This window comes from Thioclava sp. NS-SX20 (assembly GCF_057380695.1).
The window spans coordinates 459110-476970 of the sequence record NZ_CM170816.1 but is presented as its reverse complement, the minus strand read 5'-3'; the positions used below and the strand labels follow the sequence as shown (position 1 = coordinate 476970).

General features: G+C 60.6%; 17 protein-coding genes. 4 read left to right on the top strand and 13 right to left on the bottom strand.

All coding sequences use genetic code 11. The annotated features are described in order from the left end of the window. Window positions 1-8 precede the first annotated feature (8 nt). The 13 genes from AC2ISB_RS02345 to AC2ISB_RS02285 form a co-directional block, all read right to left on the bottom strand. Complete coding sequence (locus AC2ISB_RS02345) at window positions 9-833, bottom strand: hydrogenase expression/formation protein (protein ID WP_486575919.1); 825 nt, start codon at window positions 831-833, stop codon at window positions 9-11. Between the two features lie 4 nt (window positions 834-837). Next, entirely contained in the window at window positions 838-1254 is a 417-nt protein-coding gene (locus AC2ISB_RS02340) for a thioredoxin domain-containing protein (RefSeq protein WP_339109207.1), read from the bottom strand. A 10-nt stretch (window positions 1255-1264) separates the two neighbouring features. Next, on the bottom strand, window positions 1265-1585 hold the full coding sequence (locus tag AC2ISB_RS02335; RefSeq protein WP_339109206.1) for a HypC/HybG/HupF family hydrogenase formation chaperone: 321 nt from the start codon (window positions 1583-1585) through the stop codon (window positions 1265-1267). Further along, on the bottom strand, window positions 1585-2226 hold the full coding sequence (locus AC2ISB_RS02330; protein ID WP_406720388.1) for a HyaD/HybD family hydrogenase maturation endopeptidase: 642 nt from the start codon (window positions 2224-2226) through the stop codon (window positions 1585-1587). Before AC2ISB_RS02330 ends, AC2ISB_RS02335 begins: the two co-directional genes overlap by 1 nt. A gap of 250 nt (window positions 2227-2476) precedes the next feature. Then, a complete protein-coding gene (locus AC2ISB_RS02325) occupies window positions 2477-3979 on the bottom strand; it encodes an FAD-dependent oxidoreductase (RefSeq protein ID WP_486575917.1) in 1503 nt (500 codons plus the stop codon). Between the two features lie 135 nt (window positions 3980-4114). Next, window positions 4115-4894 (bottom strand): Ni/Fe-hydrogenase, b-type cytochrome subunit, encoded by a 780-nt coding sequence (cybH, locus tag AC2ISB_RS02320; protein WP_339109203.1) that lies wholly within the window; start codon window positions 4892-4894, stop codon window positions 4115-4117. 3 nt (window positions 4895-4897) lie between these two features. Further along, the gene (locus AC2ISB_RS02315; protein ID WP_339109202.1) at window positions 4898-5092 is read right to left on the bottom strand and encodes a hypothetical protein; all 195 of its coding nucleotides are present in this window, start codon (window positions 5090-5092) and stop codon (window positions 4898-4900) included. A 13-nt stretch (window positions 5093-5105) separates the two neighbouring features. Continuing rightward, complete coding sequence (locus AC2ISB_RS02310; RefSeq protein ID WP_406720386.1) at window positions 5106-6902, bottom strand: nickel-dependent hydrogenase large subunit; 1797 nt, start codon at window positions 6900-6902, stop codon at window positions 5106-5108. A gap of 2 nt (window positions 6903-6904) precedes the next feature. Continuing rightward, window positions 6905-7981: a hydrogenase small subunit gene (locus AC2ISB_RS02305; protein ID WP_339109200.1), complete on the bottom strand. Its 1077-nt coding sequence runs from the start codon at window positions 7979-7981 to the stop codon at window positions 6905-6907. Between the two features lie 210 nt (window positions 7982-8191). Beyond that, window positions 8192-10456 (bottom strand): carbamoyltransferase HypF, encoded by a 2265-nt coding sequence (gene hypF / locus AC2ISB_RS02300; RefSeq protein WP_486575914.1) that lies wholly within the window; start codon window positions 10454-10456, stop codon window positions 8192-8194. Window positions 10457-10532: 76 nt separating this feature from the next. Continuing rightward, on the bottom strand, window positions 10533-11966 hold the full coding sequence (locus AC2ISB_RS02295) for a nickel-dependent hydrogenase large subunit (protein WP_486575912.1): 1434 nt from the start codon (window positions 11964-11966) through the stop codon (window positions 10533-10535). Next, window positions 11963-12982 (bottom strand): NADH-quinone oxidoreductase subunit B family protein, encoded by a 1020-nt coding sequence (locus AC2ISB_RS02290; protein WP_486575911.1) that lies wholly within the window; start codon window positions 12980-12982, stop codon window positions 11963-11965. Before AC2ISB_RS02290 ends, AC2ISB_RS02295 begins: the two co-directional genes overlap by 4 nt. Further along, window positions 12982-14334 carry a PAS domain-containing sensor histidine kinase gene (locus AC2ISB_RS02285; RefSeq protein WP_406721642.1) on the bottom strand — a complete coding sequence of 451 codons (1353 nt, stop codon included), beginning with the start codon at window positions 14332-14334 and terminating at the stop codon, window positions 12982-12984. The genes AC2ISB_RS02290 and AC2ISB_RS02285 overlap by 1 nt, the downstream gene beginning before the upstream one ends. Before the next feature lie 334 nt (window positions 14335-14668). Between AC2ISB_RS02285 and hemP the strand changes: the two genes are divergently transcribed. The 4 genes from hemP to AC2ISB_RS02265 all read left to right on the top strand — a co-directional run bounded on the left by hemP (window position 14669) and on the right by AC2ISB_RS02265 (window position 17861). Beyond that, window positions 14669-14818, top strand: coding sequence for a hemin uptake protein HemP (gene hemP, locus AC2ISB_RS02280; RefSeq protein WP_339109196.1), 150 nt, complete (start codon window positions 14669-14671; stop codon window positions 14816-14818). A gap of 257 nt (window positions 14819-15075) precedes the next feature. After that, entirely contained in the window at window positions 15076-15981 is a 906-nt protein-coding gene (rlmF, locus tag AC2ISB_RS02275; RefSeq protein ID WP_486575908.1) for a 23S rRNA (adenine(1618)-N(6))-methyltransferase RlmF, read from the top strand. 610 nt (window positions 15982-16591) lie between these two features. Continuing rightward, entirely contained in the window at window positions 16592-17215 is a 624-nt protein-coding gene (locus AC2ISB_RS02270; protein ID WP_486575906.1) for an HIT family protein, read from the top strand. Between the two features lie 40 nt (window positions 17216-17255). After that, window positions 17256-17861 (top strand): hypothetical protein, encoded by a 606-nt coding sequence (locus AC2ISB_RS02265; RefSeq protein WP_486575905.1) that lies wholly within the window; start codon window positions 17256-17258, stop codon window positions 17859-17861.

Sequence of the window (17861 nt, the reverse complement as noted above, 5' to 3'; positions counted from 1 at the left end):
ATCCGCGCTCATCTGATCGCCTCCAGCACTTCGCGGATACGATCGGCGCTGTCTTCCAGATCTTCCGGTGCGGCAAGAGCCACTTCGGGCATATCGGTCACCTCGAACGTGTCCAGAATAAGCGTGTCCATCGAGTTGAAAAACTGCACACGCCAGACATGGCGCAAGGCCGTGGCGGTAATCCGGCAATTTCCGTAGCCCCGCGACAGAATGGTAACCGCCCCTTCGCCCAGCACCCGATCCAGCCAGAGCAGATCCTCTTCGGTATGCGGCAGCAGCGTCAGATTGACGACATGCGGCAGACCGCCCTTATAGCTTTCGGATTTGTCGTAAAGCTCGGCCACCAGAGCGGGCGCGTTGACCACGCCATTCGGGCGCTGTGCCTGCGGCCCCTGCCCTTCGCGGAACGGCTCGAACGCACGGGTCATCGACACCGACGGCACCGGCCCGATCTCGATCCGGTCCACACCCGATCCGGCCACAGACCAGACCCCCGCAAAGACACTTTCCTGCACCATCAGGGCGGGGATGCCACGGATTTTCATGGCCACTTCCCCCTGCCCCATCGTCTCGGCGATCAGCGCACGGTTGGCCGCATCCAGTCCCGACAGGTCAAAGCTGGCCATCCCCCCCTTGGCGCAGGCCTCGACGGCTGTGGCAATATCGGCCAGCGTCTTCAAGGCAGGGCTCATCGCGGAAGGATCATCGACCTCGGGCATATGCGCGGAATAGGTGCGCATACCCGAGGGCAGCTCCATATATTCCAGCTCCTCGCCGGTTTCCTGTGACCCGGGACCGAAGCCCATCGGCGGCAGATGGAAATTGTTCACCATGAGATCAGCCTTTCAGATCAAGGATATGCGAGGTGCGGGCAATATAGTCATCCCAGTCGCGGATTTTCTCGATAGCCCCCAGATAGACACCATCGCGATAGAACAAAAAGCCCGGCGTCTTCAGCGCGCGGGTCTGTTGGCGCAGCTCGGCCTCGATGGCATCATCGATCACCGCACAGTCGAACAGGTTCTGGAACGCCATACGCAATTCGGGCAGCACAACCGCCGCATCTGGCGTTTCCAGATTGCGCTTGGAATCCCCCGGCACAAAGAGGCAATGCACCCCCTCCTGCGCGGTAAAATCGGCCACCGCTTCCAGAGTGGCCAGACGGGGATAAGAGAACTCGTTACTCAAACGCTGCACCAGAGGATGGATTTCCCCCGAGGGCTTCGCGTCACTAGGCATTACAAAATCGTGCATTATCGGTCCTTCAGGCGGTTTTGCGGCCCTGCGCGGCAGCGGCAGCCAGATGCGGGGGAAGTTCGGGGCTGCGGGCTTCGAGATCGGCAAAAGCCGCGCCCAGATCGCCGCCCGCCATCAAGGCGCGCAACCCCTCGAGCGCTGCGGCGATCTTGGCGGCCTCATCGGCAGAGATCACTTCGCGCGCGGCCCCCAGAAACACCAGCAACCAGTCACCGGGCTGTGCTTCGGGGGTCAGCGACAGGTCGATCACCTGCGGCTGCCCTTCCTCGATCACGTCACCGCGGATGCCTTCGCGCGCGATCAACTGCAGCGGAATACCGACGCACATCAGGCGCGCACCTTGGCCGCCGAGGGAAAGAAGCGGTGATCGCCGATACGGCAGGCCTCGTCCTCATCGGGACGTCCGTTCTCATAGGCACCGCGCTGGATCGAGACATCGGCCAGATCCTCGCTATCGGTCCGGCCGGGCACGACCGCAATATCCCAGCGTTGCAATTCGCGAATGCATTCAGCGATAGCGGGCTGGATCTGGTCGGACACCACCTGCCGCAGACCGCCGCCGTAATCCTCGATCTCTTCGGGCTGACAGCCGATCAGGGTCAGATATGCGGGCGCGTAGCCCATCAGCTCGGCGGTCGCCAGCACATCCTGAAAACCGGTCTGGTGCAGACTCATCTTTTTCGCCCCCATAAAGGCGGGCACGTCCTTGTCGCGCAGGGTCACCATCATGCCGGGTTCCAGCCCGAAATCAACGGCATCAAACACGATCAGCGCATCACATTCCTCAAGGAACGGCAGCAGATACAGCCCCTGCGTTCCGCCATCCATCAAACGGACATTCGCCGGAACGGAATAGGTCTGGGCCATGGTTTCGACGCAGCGCACGCCAAATCCTTCATCCGCCCAGAGCACATTCCCGATGCCCAATACCAGAATATTCTGCGGGACCTTGGTTTTATCGGCTTGCATGGCGTGCTCCTTTCGCCTGCTGGCAAGAGGCCTTTCGCCTCCGGTCATAGAATGACCATAGACAAGCGATGATCAAAAACAGAGCACTTCATGAAAAAAAGTATTCTTATAGCATATGACTGAATTTAATAGATAATATAGAATATAATACAAAAAGGATGCATGAATAATGGAAGCCACCTATCCACTTAAAGCGACAGTAAGGACAGGTGGCTTCCATAGCATAAGAGGTCAATTCACCCGAAAAGAGTCACGCCTCCCAGTCGCGTTCTGTTTGCAGGGCCTCCATGTCACGGTTGCAGGTCAAAAGCGCGCCATGCAGGAAACTGCCGCGAATATGGGCTGCGAAATCTTTCTCGGCCAGATCGCCATCCACCCGCACGCCCTGCGACGGAACCCCATGCCCGACATAGCGCAACTGCGCATCGCCCTGCTTGGTCCAGAAGAACGGGATACGGTCGAAAGGCTGATCGGTCTGGCCCATGAGATAGGCGGCAAGATGCGCGCCCTGATCCGCCGCATGGGCCCAATGCTCGATCCGCAACCGCCCCGACCCATCACATGCCGGATAATTCGCGATGTCACCGATTGCGAAAATGGCCGGATCGGAGCTGCGGAACTGCGCATCCACCAGAACGCCGTTCTCCTTCTCGGCCAGATCCAGCCCTGCTTCTTTGGCAAGCGTCAGATCGGGGGCAACGCCGATGCCCAAAATCACCAGATCAGCCTCGAGCCGATGGCCGTTTTCCAGCGTCACCTGCGCCCCGTCGAAGCCGGTCAGCGTGGTGCCCAGATGAAACGCGACCCCGTCACTCTCATGCTGGCGCTGCACGAAGTGTCCGATTTCGCGCCCCAGCGTTTTTTCCATAGGTACCTGATCCCGGGTCACCACATGGATTTTACGCCCCTCTGCGGCCAGCGCCCCTGCCGCCTCCAACCCGATGAAAGACGAGCCAAGTACCACGACCGAGCGCGCCGTCTCCGCCCGCGCCATGATCGCGCGGGCATCCGACAGGGTGCGCAGCGTGAAGACCGCGCCATGATCCGCCCCCTCGAAATCCGGACGGACAGGCACCGCCCCCGTGGCCAGCACGAGACGGTCATATTCAAGGATCTGACCATCGGACAGATGCACCTGTCTGGCCTGCCTGTCGATCTTGCGGGCGCTGATCCCCCGGAACAGCACGGGTTGCGGATTGTGCGGATGGGCAAAAGGCAGCGCCGCCGCCTCGGGCGCCTTCATTCCTGACAGAACCTGCTTGGACACGAAGGTGCGATCATAAGGGGCCTCGGCATCCTCGGAGATCAGGGTCACCTTTGCCCCCTGCCCCGCCGTCACGAAGCGGTCGGCCAGAGCATGCCCTGCGGCGCCCGCCCCGATAATGACGATCTTCTCTTTCGGAGCCGCGCCCTGAGGCTCTGCGGCGTGCGCACGCTTTCCTGTCACCCGCAGGAGGCCATCAGTAATTTCGACCTGAAAGCAGCCAAGCGGCGTGATCGCCGGAGCACCTGTCGCCTCGCCGGTCCGAAGATCGAAACGGGCATGGTGGAACGGACAGCGGATTTCGCCCTCGGCAACAAGCCCCGTGCCCAGATCGGCCCCAAGATGGGTGCAACGGGCGGAGACGGCATAGGCCTGCTGCCCCTGACGCACCACCGTCACCTCCTGATTACCGAAACTCCCCGTAAGCGGCTGGTTCTCTTCAAGCGTGTCAAAACGGATGCCTGCCTTGAAATCGGGTTGGTCTTCCATGATGCTCCTCCTGAAATACGTTTCTCCCTCAACGCGAAGCGGCCGCCCACGTTCCCGCAGCGGCCCTCACAACAATGAAAGGCGCCGGAGCACCACCTCCAACGCCTTTCAACATAATGAAATTATTTATTTAAATTACTCTACCTCGTCATCCTTGAAGGTCCGGTGCCCCGAAATCATGGTCGAGACCATAGACTGGCGCGACATGATGTCTTCGCGGATCGCGACATAGATATGGATGATCATGAAAATGATGATCGCCCACATGCCAAGGTGATGCAGCGTGTGCAGACGCTGGCTGTTCTGCACAAGGCCAAGCACCCAGCCCATCAGCGTGTCAGGCAGCGACCCCTGACCAGCGCCTTCGGCATAAAGCGCCCAGCCGGTGACCAGCATGAAGGTCAGCCCGATGGTGATGAAGAAAAACATCGCAAGCTGCGCCAAGGGGTTATGGCCCACATATTTCTTCGGCTTGTTTTCAAGGAACAGATACCAGCGGATCTCGAACATGACCTCTTTCCAGAAATGCATGTTGAGGATCGGGACATAGAACATCTGTCTGGCATGGTGATTGCCCACCATTGCCCAGTAGAGCCGTCCGAAAAAGCCGACCGTCACGATCATGGCCGCCGCGAAATGCGCGAAACGGATATAGCCCATGACGAACTGGTTATAGGCCTCGTCGATCTGCATCGAAGGCAGCGGCGCGCCGATGAAATAGCCCGTGACGCAGAGAACGATGATGCAGGCCGCATTGGTCCAGTGCCACAGGCGCACCGGCGCCTCGTAGACATAGACCGAATTCTGCCGACGGATCGATTCAAGATCCGCCGCCGTCGCATCACCGGTCAGCCGTGCGCCGGGCATAATCTCCGACGCATCGACCGCAGGCTGGTGGATATGCTTGTCGGCCATGACTCAGTCCTCCTTGGACTTGCCAAAGACCTTCCGCACAGCTTCCAGCACCAGATAGACCGCCCCTACAGCAACCGCCGCCATCAGAAGATGCGCGATTTCATGCCCGAAGGGGCCGGGGGCCGTCGGGTGGCCCGGATGGGCCAGTGCCGGTGTCGCGGTCGCTGCAAATGCAGCCAGAATTGCCAGACGTTTCATAATGATCCCTCCCTTAGCGCACTTTGACCGTGGTCAGCTCTTGCCCGTCATTCGACATCACATGGGTCGAACAGGCGAGGCAGGGGTCGAAGGAATGCAGCGTGCGCAGCAATTCGACCGGCTCCTCGGGGCGTTCCATCGGGGTGTTCATCAGCGAAGCCTCGAACGCGCCGATATTCCCCTTGCTGTCACGGGGCGAACCGTTCCAGGTGGTGGGCACCACGCATTGATAGTTCTCGATGCGGCCATCCTTGATCTTGATCCAGTGGCCAAGCGCGCCGCGCGGGGCCTCGGTCATGCCCACACCCTTGGCCTCTTTCGGCCAGGTGCTCGGGTCCCATTTCTCGATATTGGCGGTCGACTGGTCGCCCGATTTGATGCGGTTGATCAGCTTGTCATAGAAATGCAGCTGCAAACGCGAGCAATATTCGGATTCCAGCGCCCGTGCCGCAGTCCGGCCCAGCGTCGAGAAGACCGCATCAAACGGCAGATCCATCTTGGACAGCAGGCCATCGACCTGCCCCTTGATGTCCTCATGCCCCTTGGCATAACCGATGATGTAGCGCGCAAGCGGCCCCACCTCCATCGCATGGCCCTTCCAGCGCGGAGCCTTGATCCAGCTGTATTTGGCGCCCTCATCCAGCTCTTCGATATTGGTCTTGGTGCCTTTGGCATTGGGACCGAGTTCGAATTTCGGATTGGTCTCGCCATCCCAAGGATGCAGACCCTTGCCCGGCTCGCCATATTCATACCACGAGTGGTCAACGAATTCCTGCACCTGCTCGGGATCGCGCGGATCGACATCCAGCACTTCGTTCAGATTGCCGTTGATGATCGCGCCGCGCGGCAGATGCAGCTGCTCGGGCGAGAAATCATTCGGATGCTCGGGAATATCGCCATAGGCCAGACAGGATTGCGACGACAGGCCGCCCCCGTAGAGCCAGCTCTTGTAGAACCCGCCAATCGCGATCACATCGGGGATGTAGACATTGCGGTTGAATTCCAGCCCCTTGTCGATGATCGATTTCACAAGGTTGAGGCGTTCCATGTTGATCGCCCCCACCGAGCCCACGCCATCGATATTGATCGGGCACGGCACGCCGCCAACCAGCCAGTTGGGATGCGGGTTCTTGCCACCGAAGATGGTGTGCAGCTTCACCACCTCTTTCTGAAGATCCAGCGCCTCTAGATAGTGGGTGGTCGCCATCAGATCCGCCTCGGGCGGCAGTTTATAGGCGGGATTGTCCCAATAGCCGTTCTTGAACAGCCCAAGCTGTCCGCTTTCGACAAATTTCTTCAGCCGGTTCTGCACGTCACGGAAATAGCCGGGAGATGACAACGGATGGCTGGGAGACACCATCTGCTGCAGCTCCGACGTCGCCTTCGGATCGGCCTTGAGCGCATTGACGGGGTTGACCCAATCCAGCGCATGCAGGTGATAGAAATGCACGATATGGTCGTGGATCTGCAATGCCAGCTGCATCAGGTTGCGGATGGAGTTGGCGTTATCGGGGATCTGGATCCCCAGCGCATCTTCCACCGCGCGGCAGGAGGTCAGCGCATGGGTGCCGGTGCAGACACCACAGATGCGCTCGGTGAAGGCCCATGCATCCCGCGGGTCACGCCCCTTCAGGATCACTTCCAGACCGCGCCACATGGTGCCGGTCGAGACAGCGTTCCGGATGACGCCATTCTCGTCCACGTTCACTTCGCAGCGCATATGGCCTTCGATACGGGTGACGGGGTCCACAACAATCCGTTTGCCCGAATTGTCCATGGCATAGCCGTTGGGAGTATTGAGAACGCTCATGCTCAGACTTCCTCGTTTTTCTTCTGGGCGCGCTTGAGCGCGGAGACGGCGGCATGCACGGCCACGCTGGCACCGACAACGCCTGCGGCCACACCACCGACCTTATCGGCATTGGCCTCGATCCCGAATTGCTTGATATTGGTCAGCCGGTCATAGAAAGACCCCTGATCCCAGAACCCGTCTTCCGAACAGCCGATACAGCCGTGGCCCGACTGGATCGGGAAGCTCACGCCATCATTCCAGCGCACGGTGGAACAGGCGTTATAGGTCGTCGGGCCCTTACAGCCCATCTTGTAGAGGCAATAGCCTTTGCGGGCGTTCTCGTCGTCCCAATGTTCGACGAACTGCCCTGCGTCAAAATGCGGCCGGCGATAGCACTTGTCATGGATACGCTGCGAATAAAACATCGCCGGCCGCCCCTGACGATCCAGCTCGGGGAGCCGGTCGAAAGTAAGCATATAGGTGATAACACCGGTCATGACCTCGGCGATGGGCGGGCAGCCCGGAACCTTGATAATCGGCTTGTCGGTGATGACCTTGTGCACGGGGGTCGCACGGGTCGGGTTGGGGGCGGCGGCCTGCACACAGCCATAGGAGGCACAGGCCCCCCAGCTGATGATCGCCTTGGCATGCTGGGCGGCATGTTTGAGCTGCTCGGTGAAGGGCTTGCCGCCGATGATGCAATACATCCCGTCTTCATTCAGCGGCGGGTTCCCCTCGACCGCGAGGATGTAGTTGCCTTTGTATTTCTCGATCGTGTCCTGCAGGGCGGCTTCGGCGGCATGACCTGCGGCCGCCATCAGCGTGTCGTCATAATCGAGCGAGATCATCGACAGCACGACATCCTTGGCCAGCGGGTGCGCCGAGCGGATGAAGCTCTCCGAACAGCAGGTGCATTCCAGCCCGTGCACCCAGATCACCGGCGTCCGCGGTTTGGTTTCCATCGCATGGGCGATCTTGGGCACGAAAGACGGCCCCAGCCCCAAAGCCGCTGCGGTGAGCGAGCAGTATTTCATGAAACTGCGCCGGGTGATCCCCTGACGGCGCATAACGTCGTAGAATGTCTCGATCGAGGACAAGACCTTCCCTCCCTGGTGCCTGGCTGCGGGATGGGGCCAAAGCCCGCACCGCGCGTGGTATGCCATTGGATGCCACAGGCGGACGGGCCAAGGCCCGCGGAAAATGACAAAATGTCACAGGTCCGTTTTATGATTTATTTTCATACAGTTGGTCAAAAATATCCATATAGGACGCAGGATTGATCGGTCACTTGGCTACCAACTCCCCGCCTATCTGGCAGCTTGGCTTTCACCCATTGCCCGCGCCATGCCAATCACCGCCTGCCCCAAGGCCAATCCGCCGTCATTGGCCGGAACCTTATGATGCAGCAAAACCGGCACGCCCGCCAAGGCGGCCACAAGCTCGTCCTGCAACACGGTGTTTTGCAAACAGCCCCCCGACAGCGCGACCGCCTGCGCCCGTCCCGCGCGCACCAGATCGCCGGCCCGCTGCGCGAAGGCCTGCGCCAATCCGCGATGGAACCGGAGCGCCATGATCTCGGGCGGCACGGCACGGGCGCGGTCTTGGGCCCATGCCTGCCAGAGAGGGCGCGTATCTATCTCTTCGCCCGCCCCGAACGGATAGCCGTCGCAGGCCCCTCCGTCCTGCAGCGCCTTGCGCGCCAAAGCCTCCAGCCCCATCGCGGCCTCGCCTTCAAAGCTCTGCGAGCCCGCAAATCCCAAAGCGGCCGCGAACGCATCGAACAGCCGTCCGGCAGACGAGCAGGACGGCGCATTCAGCCCTTTCGCCATCGCCTGCCGCAACAGGGCCAAAGGCTGCCCCGACAGCAGCAGATCCGTCAGCGCGCCCAGCCCCGCATGGTCCAGCTGGGCCAGAAGATTGCGCCAAGGGTCGCGGCTGGCCCGATCCCCACCGGGCAGCGGCACCTGCGACAGATGTGCCACCCGCTGACAGGTGGCATACTCGCCCAGCAAAAGCTCGCCGCCCCAGATATGGCCATCCTCGCCCAGCCCCAACCCGTCAAGCACGATCCCCGCCACAGGCCCCGCCAGCCGCGCCCAGCCGTTTTCCGCCAGACAGGCCGCCAGATGCGCATGATGATGCTGCACGCGGACCAGCCCCGCCCCCTCCGCCTGCGCCCGCGCCTCGCCATACCGTGTCGCACGAAACTCCGGATGCAGATCGACCGCCACCAGATCGGGGGAATGCTCGAACAAGGCGCGATAATCCCGATCCGCCGCTTCGAACGCCGCGATATTGAGGGCATTGTCCAGATCTCCCAGATGGTGCCCCAAAAGCGCCTGCCCCTCGCGCACCAGACAGATCGCGCCTTTCATCTGCCCGCCATAGGCAATCACCTGCGGCCCCTCTCGGAACCCTTCGGGCAGATCCAGCACATCGGGCACCCGCCCGCGCGCCCGACGCAGCACCATCCGCCCCTGCGGGGTCATCCGCTCGACAGAATCATCCAGACGGCGCGCAATGGCACGGTCATGCAGCACAAAACCATCCACAATCCCGCCCAGCTTGGCCAAAGCCTCTTCATTGCCAATCACCTGCGGCTCTCCCGAAGGATTGCCCGAGGTCATCACCAAAGGACGACCGGTTGCCGCCACCAGCAGATGATGAAGCGGCGTATAGGGCAACATCCAGCCCAGACAGCCCTGCCCCGGCGCCAGTTCGCGGGCCGCCACACCCGTAGCCCTGGCCCGCAGGGACAACACCACAATCGGCGCGGCAGGATCGCGCAACAAGGCGCGCTCGGGGTCTCTCACATGACAGGCCGCCTCGATCATGGCCGGATCCCCCATCACGGCCAGAGGCTTGGCAGGCCGGTGCTTGCGGGCCCGCAACCGTGCAATCGCCTGCGGATTGCCCGCATCACACGCAATATGGAACCCGCCCAACCCCTTGATCGCCAGAATCTCGCCCGCGCGCAACCGCGCCGCCGCCGCCGCCAGCCAGTCTCCGGCTTCGGGCACACACCAGACCTTGGGGCCGCAGATAGGGCAGGCGATCGGCTGCGCATGGAAGCGCCGGTCGGCAGGGTCGCGATATTCCTCCGCGCAATCGGCACAAAGCGCGAAAGCTGCCATGGTCGTCTGCGCCCGATCATAGGGCAGCCCCGTCACAATCGAGAATCGCGGGCCACAATGGGTGCAATTGGTAAAAGCATAGCCCGCCCGACGCCCCGTTCCGGCCACCTCCGCCAGACAGTCCGGACAGCTGGCCGCATCGGGGGTCACCCGCGTCCGCACAGCCCCCGCCTCCGAAGCCAGAATAACGAACCCCTCGGCCAACGCACCCAGCCAGCGCGAAACCTCCACCTGATCGACCCGCGCCAGCACAGGAGCCTCGCCCCGCAACCGTGCAACCAGAGCCTCCACCGCCGCGCCACGCACACGGATCACCACCCCGCTCGCATCATTCAGAACATGCCCCGACAGCCCCAGCTCTTGTGCAAGACGCCAGACAAAGGGCCGGAACCCGACACCCTGAACCTGCCCCCGCACGCGAATCTCGACTGTTTCCATGTTCCAGCTGCCCTAAATATCCCGGGGTGAATTGGGGCCGCCAAGGCCCCAAGAGGGGCAGAGCCCCTTGCGATGCTCAATGCACGGTGCAGGCCATACAGGGGTCGAAACTGCGCACGATATGCTGCACCGAAACCGGCACCTCCTCGCCCTCCTGCACCGGCGCCCCGACCAGCGCCGCCTCCAGCGCACCGGGCACCCCCTGCACATCGCGCGGGCTGAAATTCCATGTCGTCGGCGCAATGATCTGATAGCTGGCAATGACACCACGTTCGATGCGCAGCCAATGCCCGAGCGCCCCACGCGCCGCCTCGACCAGACCGACGCCCACGCCCTCTCTCGGCATCTTGCCCTGCTGCATGAACTGCGCTGCAGGATCAATCGCCTCGGCCCAGCGCTCCATCAGCATCTGGGTCCGTGCAAGCTCCAGCAACCGCCCGCCGATCCGGCCCAGAACACCGGCCCCACGCATCGCATGGGCCAGCGGATGGCCACCCAGGACCTGCCGCGCCAAAGCGCCGGTTTCAAACACGCGCCCGTCCAGACGCGGGGCCTTGCACCAGCTATAGGCGCTCTCGCGCATCATCTCGTCGGGACGGGTCTCGCCATATGCGGGATGTCTGGCCTCGCCCAGCATCCACGCATGCGACGGATCTTCCACCAGCCCCCGCAAATCCAGCGGCCGCGCCTCCCCTTCCCAGATGCCGGCGGCAAAGCCATAAGCGGGCGCCCCCCCATCAGAATGCAGCGGATAGGCACCGAAGCTCAGATACCGGTCCCCCCCCTGCCCCAGCTGGGCCAGACCGAGCGTCTCGGCGATCTCGAAAAACAGTCCGGCATCGCCACTGCGCCACGCCAGAAGATCCCCAAGGCCCGCCAGCGCGACAAACTCTTCCAGCGGTGCCCCGAAGACCACTTCTTCCAGATAGCGCCGGAACCCGCGCAGAACCGAACGTATCCGCAGCCGCTCGCTTGGCCCCGGCGCCCGCGTCACTCCCCCCGGCTGGAGTGCCAGAGTATGCGGCCATTTCCCCGCCATCAGGCCCAGAATATGCATCAATTCCGCGCGGGCTGCGACGCAGGCACGCTGCGCCGAGCCCTCCATCGGGGTAAACCGCTGTAGCGCGCGGCCATGCCACGACCGTCCCGCATAGACCGGTCGTGTGAAATCGGGCATGAAGAACAGATTGAAATGCGTCAGATGGTCGGACACATTCTCGACCGCATGGATCAACGCGGCCATCATCGCACCTTGCGGCGTGGGGGAAAGCCCCATTGCCGCCCCCAAGGCCCGCGCTGCAGCCGCCGACTGGCTGATCGAACAGATCCCGCAGATACGCGGCGTGATGGTCAGCGCATCGCGCGGATCCTTGCCCACCAGCATGCGTTCGAACCCGCGATAAAGCGGCGCATTCACATGGGCCTGCGCGACTGCGCCCCCTGCAATCTCCAGCCGCACCTCCAGATCCCCTTCGACCCGATTGAACGGCCCGACCACCAGCTTTGTCATTTGCGCCCCTTCGTCTGCGCCGCACTCGCGGTTTTGCCCCGCAGGCTTGGCGGCACATCCACACGGTCGGCCACGGCATTCCGGGCCAGACGCTCGGGGGTGGCCGCCTTGGACAGCGATGCCAGCGCCATGAACCATGCTTTCGGCATATCGGTGGGCAGCCCCACCGGAATGCCCGCGATTTTCGGGGTCTCGGTAAAACTGTGACGCGGTTCCTCGAATTCGGGAGCGGTGCAGTTGATACAGGGGTAATTGCCGCGCGTGCACGACCCCGACCCGTTCCACGGGCGGATATTGCAATCCCCCATCGCCTGCGTCCCGATACAGCCCAGGTTTTCCATCATGCAGCCGATATCGGACAGTTTCACAGCCGAGGCCTTGTATTCGTAGAACTCATTTTTCGGACAGCCGTGATGCACAAGATGGCGGGTATAGAAAAGCGGTCGCGCCAGCGCATCCAGATCCTGGGCACCCAGCCGGTCTTCCGCCAGCAGCATCAGGGTCTCGCTGACCCAATCGGGATGGGTCGGACACCCCGCCACATTGATCACCGGCAAACCACCCGCCGCACGGAAACTGGCGGGAAAGATGCCGCCACTATGCGCGCCCTCATATTGCAGCCCGCACGCATCCGAGGGATTCTCGCCCGCAGAGGTTACCCCGCCAAAGGCGGCACAAGTGCCCACCGCCACCACATGGCGCGCCTTGGCGGCAAGGCTTCTGACCCAGTCCAGCATGGACCGGCCCGTGCCGCCCAGCATCTGGAACCGCCCCGTGCCGCGCGGGCCACGCGCGATTGCGCCCTCGACACATAACACATCAAGCGCGATCTCTCCGGCCTCGACCCGTGCCAGAAGGGCGCGGGCCTCGGCCCCTGTCTCGAGGCTCAGGGAAGGATGCCAGAGCAGGTTGATCCCCGCATCGGCCAGCCGGTCGAACAGGATCGGCCCTTCGGCGCATAACAGCGACATCGTACAACCGCCGCAGCCCGAGGATTGCAGCCAGAGAACATTCATTAAACCTTGGACCCCATCTGTTTAGTCTGTGGCAATTCCAGCAGGAAACAGGCCCCGCCCGCCGCATTGGCCCGATAGGATAGCCGCCCGCCATGATCGGTGGCAATGCGGTGGCTGATGGCCAGCCCCAGCCCCGTGCCCTGCCCCACTTCCTTGGTGGTGAAAAACGGATCGAAAATCGAGCGCGCCACTTCTTCGGAAATACCCGGCCCGTTATCGCAGATCACAAGGCGGGCCATACCGGCCTCTTCGGATGCCGTGATCGTCAGATGCGGCGCAGGCTCTGCCACCATTGCATCCAGCGCGTTCTGCACAAGATTCATGATGATCTGCTGGATATGGCCTGCGCGCCCCATCGCCTGCAGCACAGCCAGCCCGTCAAACACAATAGCGACCTCCCGATCCGACCCGCGCGCGACCCAATGTGCCGCAGTCCGCGCCACTGTCACCAGATCGAAAGCGACGCTCTCGCCGGAACCATCCGAGGACAGGCGACGCAGATCCTCGACAATATCCCGTACCCGCTCGGCCCCGTCCCTTGCACCGGCAATGGCTTCGCGCAGGTTGCGCACCTCGCGATCCAGCCGCAATTCCTCGCGCAGAGCCATCAGCTTTTCCCGCGAAGCACCGTCTTGCACCTCGTTGAAATAGGTTTCGAATTTGGTCGCATAGCGCTCCATAGCATGGGTATTGGCATAGACGAAGCTAATCGGATTGTTCAGCTCATGCGCGACACCGGCCAGAAGCCGCCCCAGCGAGGCCAGCTTTTCATTCTGCACCAGAAGGGATTGCGCGGATTTCAAGGCGTCATGGCTGGCCGCCAGTTCGGAATAGGCGCGCCGCAATTCCCCCACAGGCCGCCCTGTCAGCACATGCCCGCTCAGCCGCCCGCGTTCGTCAAAGCGCGCATTGATCGACATCTCCAGCAAGATCTCCCCCTCCGGCCCGCTCAGGCTAAGCTCGCAGGTCACAGTGGCGCGGCGGTCGGTGCATTCGGAAAGCGCCGCAATCAGGTGGTCGCGGCTGGAGGGGGCGACAATATCGAGGATATCCAGACCCGACAGATCCCCTGCCGAACAGCCGGTCATCTGCGCCACAGAGCTGGAGGTCTCTTCCACACGCCCCTGACGCGAGACAACGATCAATGCATCCGACACCGAAGACATGATCGAGTTCAGATAGGAGCGCATATCCTCAAGCGCATGATTCTGGTCTTCCAGCTGCGCCTGATAATCGACGAGATTCGCATAGGTCTTGTCCATCGCGGACAAAACATCGACCCAAGCGGCCTCCTCTACCGCCAGAGGCGGGGCAGCAGCAGGGCTGTCATAGGGCGTGTGATCGTGTTCCATGCTCATATATCAACCCTAATCGCTTGCGCCGGCTTTGTCTGCATTGCTTTGTGGCAGGATCTTGCAGAAATAATACCTGACTATAATAATCAGACTTTACAAGCCTGATTTTTTCACTCAGATTAAGCCCCACGATGCCAGTTGATCTCGACCAGCCGCTTGCCGAAAGGATGATGGATATGCGCCTACGCCCCGCCCACCGGCCTGCAAAACAGGCAAAATCGGGCTCGACCACACCGATTACACTCGCAGACCTTGTACAAGCCCTGTGCGACGGCTTCAGCCCGCGCACGAATGCAATCGACACCATGCTAGACAGAATTGAGAGAACCAGATGACCATTTCCCCTAGCTTCACCCAAGCCCTTCCCGCGCATGATGCAGAAGATCTGACCAATGGCGGCAATCAGGCCAATATCCTTCTCAACGGTCAGGTCTATACGCTGCGCATCACCCGCGCCGGCAAGCTGATCCTGACCAAGTGAAGCGTATTCCGCAGGGTCCAGATTTCATTTTTATCATTATCCCAAGGGAGCGCCTCACGAGCCGCTCCCTTTTTTGTGCCCCACAGGCCGGAGGCTTCGGAACAGGCCGCGCCCACCTGTGTCACACGCAGCCACCGCCCCCGCCTTCCAGTCCGGCCCAAAGCCATAGGACGCTAAATCCGGTTCGGGTATTCCGTCGCCGCGCATGACCCTTTAGACTGCCCGCATCGCCCGCCCCCCTGAATGGAAGCTTTCCCGTGACGACCAAACCCATGTTGCATCCCCGAAACCAGCATCGGGAAGGGTATGATTTTGCGCGTCTGGTGGCGCAGACCCCCGAGCTTGAGGCCTTCACCCTGAAAAATCCTCTGGGCGGGACGACAATAGATTTCAAGGAAGCCGCGGCTGTCCGGATGCTGAACCGTGCGCTTCTGAAGACCCATTACGGCATCGGGTTCTGGGATATTCCGGCCCGCTATCTCTGCCCGCCGATTCCCGGACGGGTCGATTACATCCATTATCTGGCCGATCTTCTGGCAGAAAGTAACCACCGTGCCATTCCGCGCGGCCCGCAGATCAGGGCACTGGATATCGGCACCGGCGCGAATCTGGTCTATCCGCTGACAGGTCAAAGCGAATATGGCTGGAGCTTCACCGGCGTCGATATCGACCCCGATGCGATCCGGTCGGCGCAGGATATCTGCTGCGCCAACGCGCTTGACATCACGCTCAGATACCAGCCCCGGCGCGAGGATATCTTCAAAGGGGTGATCACGCCCGATGATCTGTTCCATGTCACCTTATGCAACCCGCCCTTCCATGCCTCGCCCGAACAGGCGCAAAAAGGCACCCGACGCAAATGGCGCAACCTTGGCAAGACGCCTTCCACGCAACTCAATTTCGGTGGACAGAATGCCGAGCTGTGGTGCCCCGGTGGCGAAATCGGCTTCATCGCGACCATGATCGAACAAAGCATGGATGTCGCCGAGCAATGTTTGTGGTTCAGCTGTCTGGTCTCGAAAAAAGACAATCTCGATCCGCTATACCGGCTGTTGAAACGGGCAAGGGTCGCCGAATACCGGACCGTTGACATGGCACAGGGGCAGAAAACCAGCCGTTTTCTTGCCTGGACCTACTACCCCGAAAGACAGCGCAGCCTGTAACGGAGCCCCACGCGCCCTGCGGCCCCCACCGATCCGGCCTGACCGGATGACGCTATGCACATATGACCCACGGCCCGGTTGAACACGGGACGAAACAGTCGCAACCGTTTGCAGATACAGGATGATGTCGGGGAGTTTGGAGCGGGCGGCGGGCTACTGGTACCGCCGCTTTTTCCTGCATTATCAATCAGCTCATGTCCACCAAGACGCGCAATACCACCCGAATAAAAACAATAGGTTGAAAAGCACCTGTCCCACGAATCATTGCCTAAACACCACCGACAGTTTGGGCGGTAAGCTGACCTTCGATGAGCGCCGCATGAATAACCGGGATACTGAGTTGCTGGACGTAAGAGCAATGCTCTGAGCTTGTAGGATAGCGGATTTTTTTGCCGCCCAGAACTAGGTAAACAGCACTCAAGGGGAGATCCCCCCGCTGCCACTCCTCCCGCTGCGCCTATGGAGCTCATAGCGGCAGCCCAAGTCCTGTCGACGCGTGAGGCATGCATTTTCAGTGTAAGAAGAAATGACATTTGTATCCAGTGTAGCAATCGCTATAATCGCTATAAAGAGGCGCAATGCGCTCGGACCAGAGAGGCAGGATGTGGCTATGGGCCATGTAAGCAGCAAATTCGCTTGGCTGACGCAGCCGGGAGGGCATGATCGCCCTGAATTTGACGTGGTGCTCTTCGAGGGTAAGTATTTTGTTGCCATGCCCTCCGTGGGCGCCTTGGTAGACAACTGGATACTGCTCGTCCCTAAGCGTCCTTTGGTCACCTTCTCTGAGCTCAACTTTAAAGAGCGCGAGGAGCTCTCAGAACTGCGTTTCAGGATTTGTGGACTGCTCCGGAAAAAACGTCCCTCTGAACAGATTGCCATCTTCGAGCATGGTGGCGCGATGGGTAGCGTGGTTTCATGCGGGGTTGACCAAGCGCATCTTCATATTGTTGGATGTGATTTCGACTTCGGTAGCGCGGTCCGTAATCGAGCTGCGATGGAGGGGCTCGATTGGACTTCGGCTCCGACGGTCGAGGATTTAACGACTAACCACGCTGGCGGGGCGGAATATCTTTATTACGACTTTGGCGGTGTTAGATCTCTGGCTAAGCCGAGAAAACCCGTATCTCAGTGGTTCAGGCAGGTTATCGCGCAACAACTGGGCGTGTCGGATTGGGACTACAAGTCATCTCCGAGACTTGAAAAAATCCAGATTATGGCAAGTTCGCTCGTTTGAGTTCTTCGGACGTGTGATTGGGCAACGGTGGCGGATTTAGATGAAAGACGAAAGGACTGCTCAAGCCACACCTAACGCTTCGGCAGATTGTGACCCCAAGAAGCCCCATTTAGATGATGGGCGCAAAATCGGAGATTGGAAAACTCGCTTTGAGTGGGGCGCTTGGATTCAAATCGTCCTTGAACTCGTGTTTTTAATTGCTCTGCTCGCCCTCGGAACGACTGCGCTGTTTGATGGAGTAAGGCCGCAACCCTCGGGCCTTTCTGAGGGCGTGTACAGGTTTCAGCTAGTCGGTATCGATATACGGCAGGAAACTGTTAAGTGGCCCCTACTTTGGGTTTGTGGAATGATTGGAGGGACAGTTTTTAGCTTGAAGTGGCTCTATCATTCTGTGGCAAAGGGAGCTTGGAGCAGAGATAGACTTCTATGGCGCGTAATTGTCCCTTTCAATTCTGGAACGGTAGCCTTCTTCACCGGCGCGTTGTTTGCATCCGGAGTGATTCCTTTTTTGAACGGCGTAGCCTTTGATAACAACCTCACCATTCTTGGATTTGGTTTTGTCTTTGGGTATTTTTCGGACAATATTCTTGCTTCGATGCAGAACCTAGCTCAAAGAGTATTTGGTACACTCCGTCAGGGGGAATAA

Bases quoted from the DNA above. Each gene is read 5' to 3' on its own strand.
- AC2ISB_RS02345 (WP_486575919.1), bottom strand. From the start codon at position 833: ATGGTGAACAATTTCCATCTGCCGCCGATGGGCTTCGGTCCCGGGTCA.
- AC2ISB_RS02340 (WP_339109207.1), bottom strand. From the start codon at position 1,254: ATGCACGATTTTGTAATGCCTAGTGACGCGAAGCCCTCGGGGGAAATC.
- AC2ISB_RS02335 (WP_339109206.1), bottom strand. From the start codon at position 1,585: ATGTGCGTCGGTATTCCGCTGCAGTTGATCGCGCGCGAAGGCATCCGC.
- AC2ISB_RS02330 (WP_406720388.1), bottom strand. From the start codon at position 2,226: ATGCAAGCCGATAAAACCAAGGTCCCGCAGAATATTCTGGTATTGGGC.
- AC2ISB_RS02325 (WP_486575917.1), bottom strand. From the start codon at position 3,979: ATGGAAGACCAACCCGATTTCAAGGCAGGCATCCGTTTTGACACGCTT.
- cybH (WP_339109203.1), bottom strand. From the start codon at position 4,894: ATGGCCGACAAGCATATCCACCAGCCTGCGGTCGATGCGTCGGAGATT.
- AC2ISB_RS02315 (WP_339109202.1), bottom strand. From the start codon at position 5,092: ATGAAACGTCTGGCAATTCTGGCTGCATTTGCAGCGACCGCGACACCG.
- AC2ISB_RS02310 (WP_406720386.1), bottom strand. From the start codon at position 6,902: ATGAGCGTTCTCAATACTCCCAACGGCTATGCCATGGACAATTCGGGC.
- hypF (WP_486575914.1), bottom strand. From the start codon at position 10,456: ATGGAAACAGTCGAGATTCGCGTGCGGGGGCAGGTTCAGGGTGTCGGG.
- AC2ISB_RS02295 (WP_486575912.1), bottom strand. From the start codon at position 11,966: ATGACAAAGCTGGTGGTCGGGCCGTTCAATCGGGTCGAAGGGGATCTG.
- AC2ISB_RS02290 (WP_486575911.1), bottom strand. From the start codon at position 12,982: ATGAATGTTCTCTGGCTGCAATCCTCGGGCTGCGGCGGTTGTACGATG.
- AC2ISB_RS02285 (WP_406721642.1), bottom strand. From the start codon at position 14,334: ATGGAACACGATCACACGCCCTATGACAGCCCTGCTGCTGCCCCGCCT.
- hemP (WP_339109196.1), top strand. From the start codon at position 14,669: ATGACCATTTCCCCTAGCTTCACCCAAGCCCTTCCCGCGCATGATGCA.
- AC2ISB_RS02270 (WP_486575906.1), top strand. From the start codon at position 16,592: ATGGGCCATGTAAGCAGCAAATTCGCTTGGCTGACGCAGCCGGGAGGG.
- AC2ISB_RS02265 (WP_486575905.1), top strand. From the start codon at position 17,256: ATGAAAGACGAAAGGACTGCTCAAGCCACACCTAACGCTTCGGCAGAT.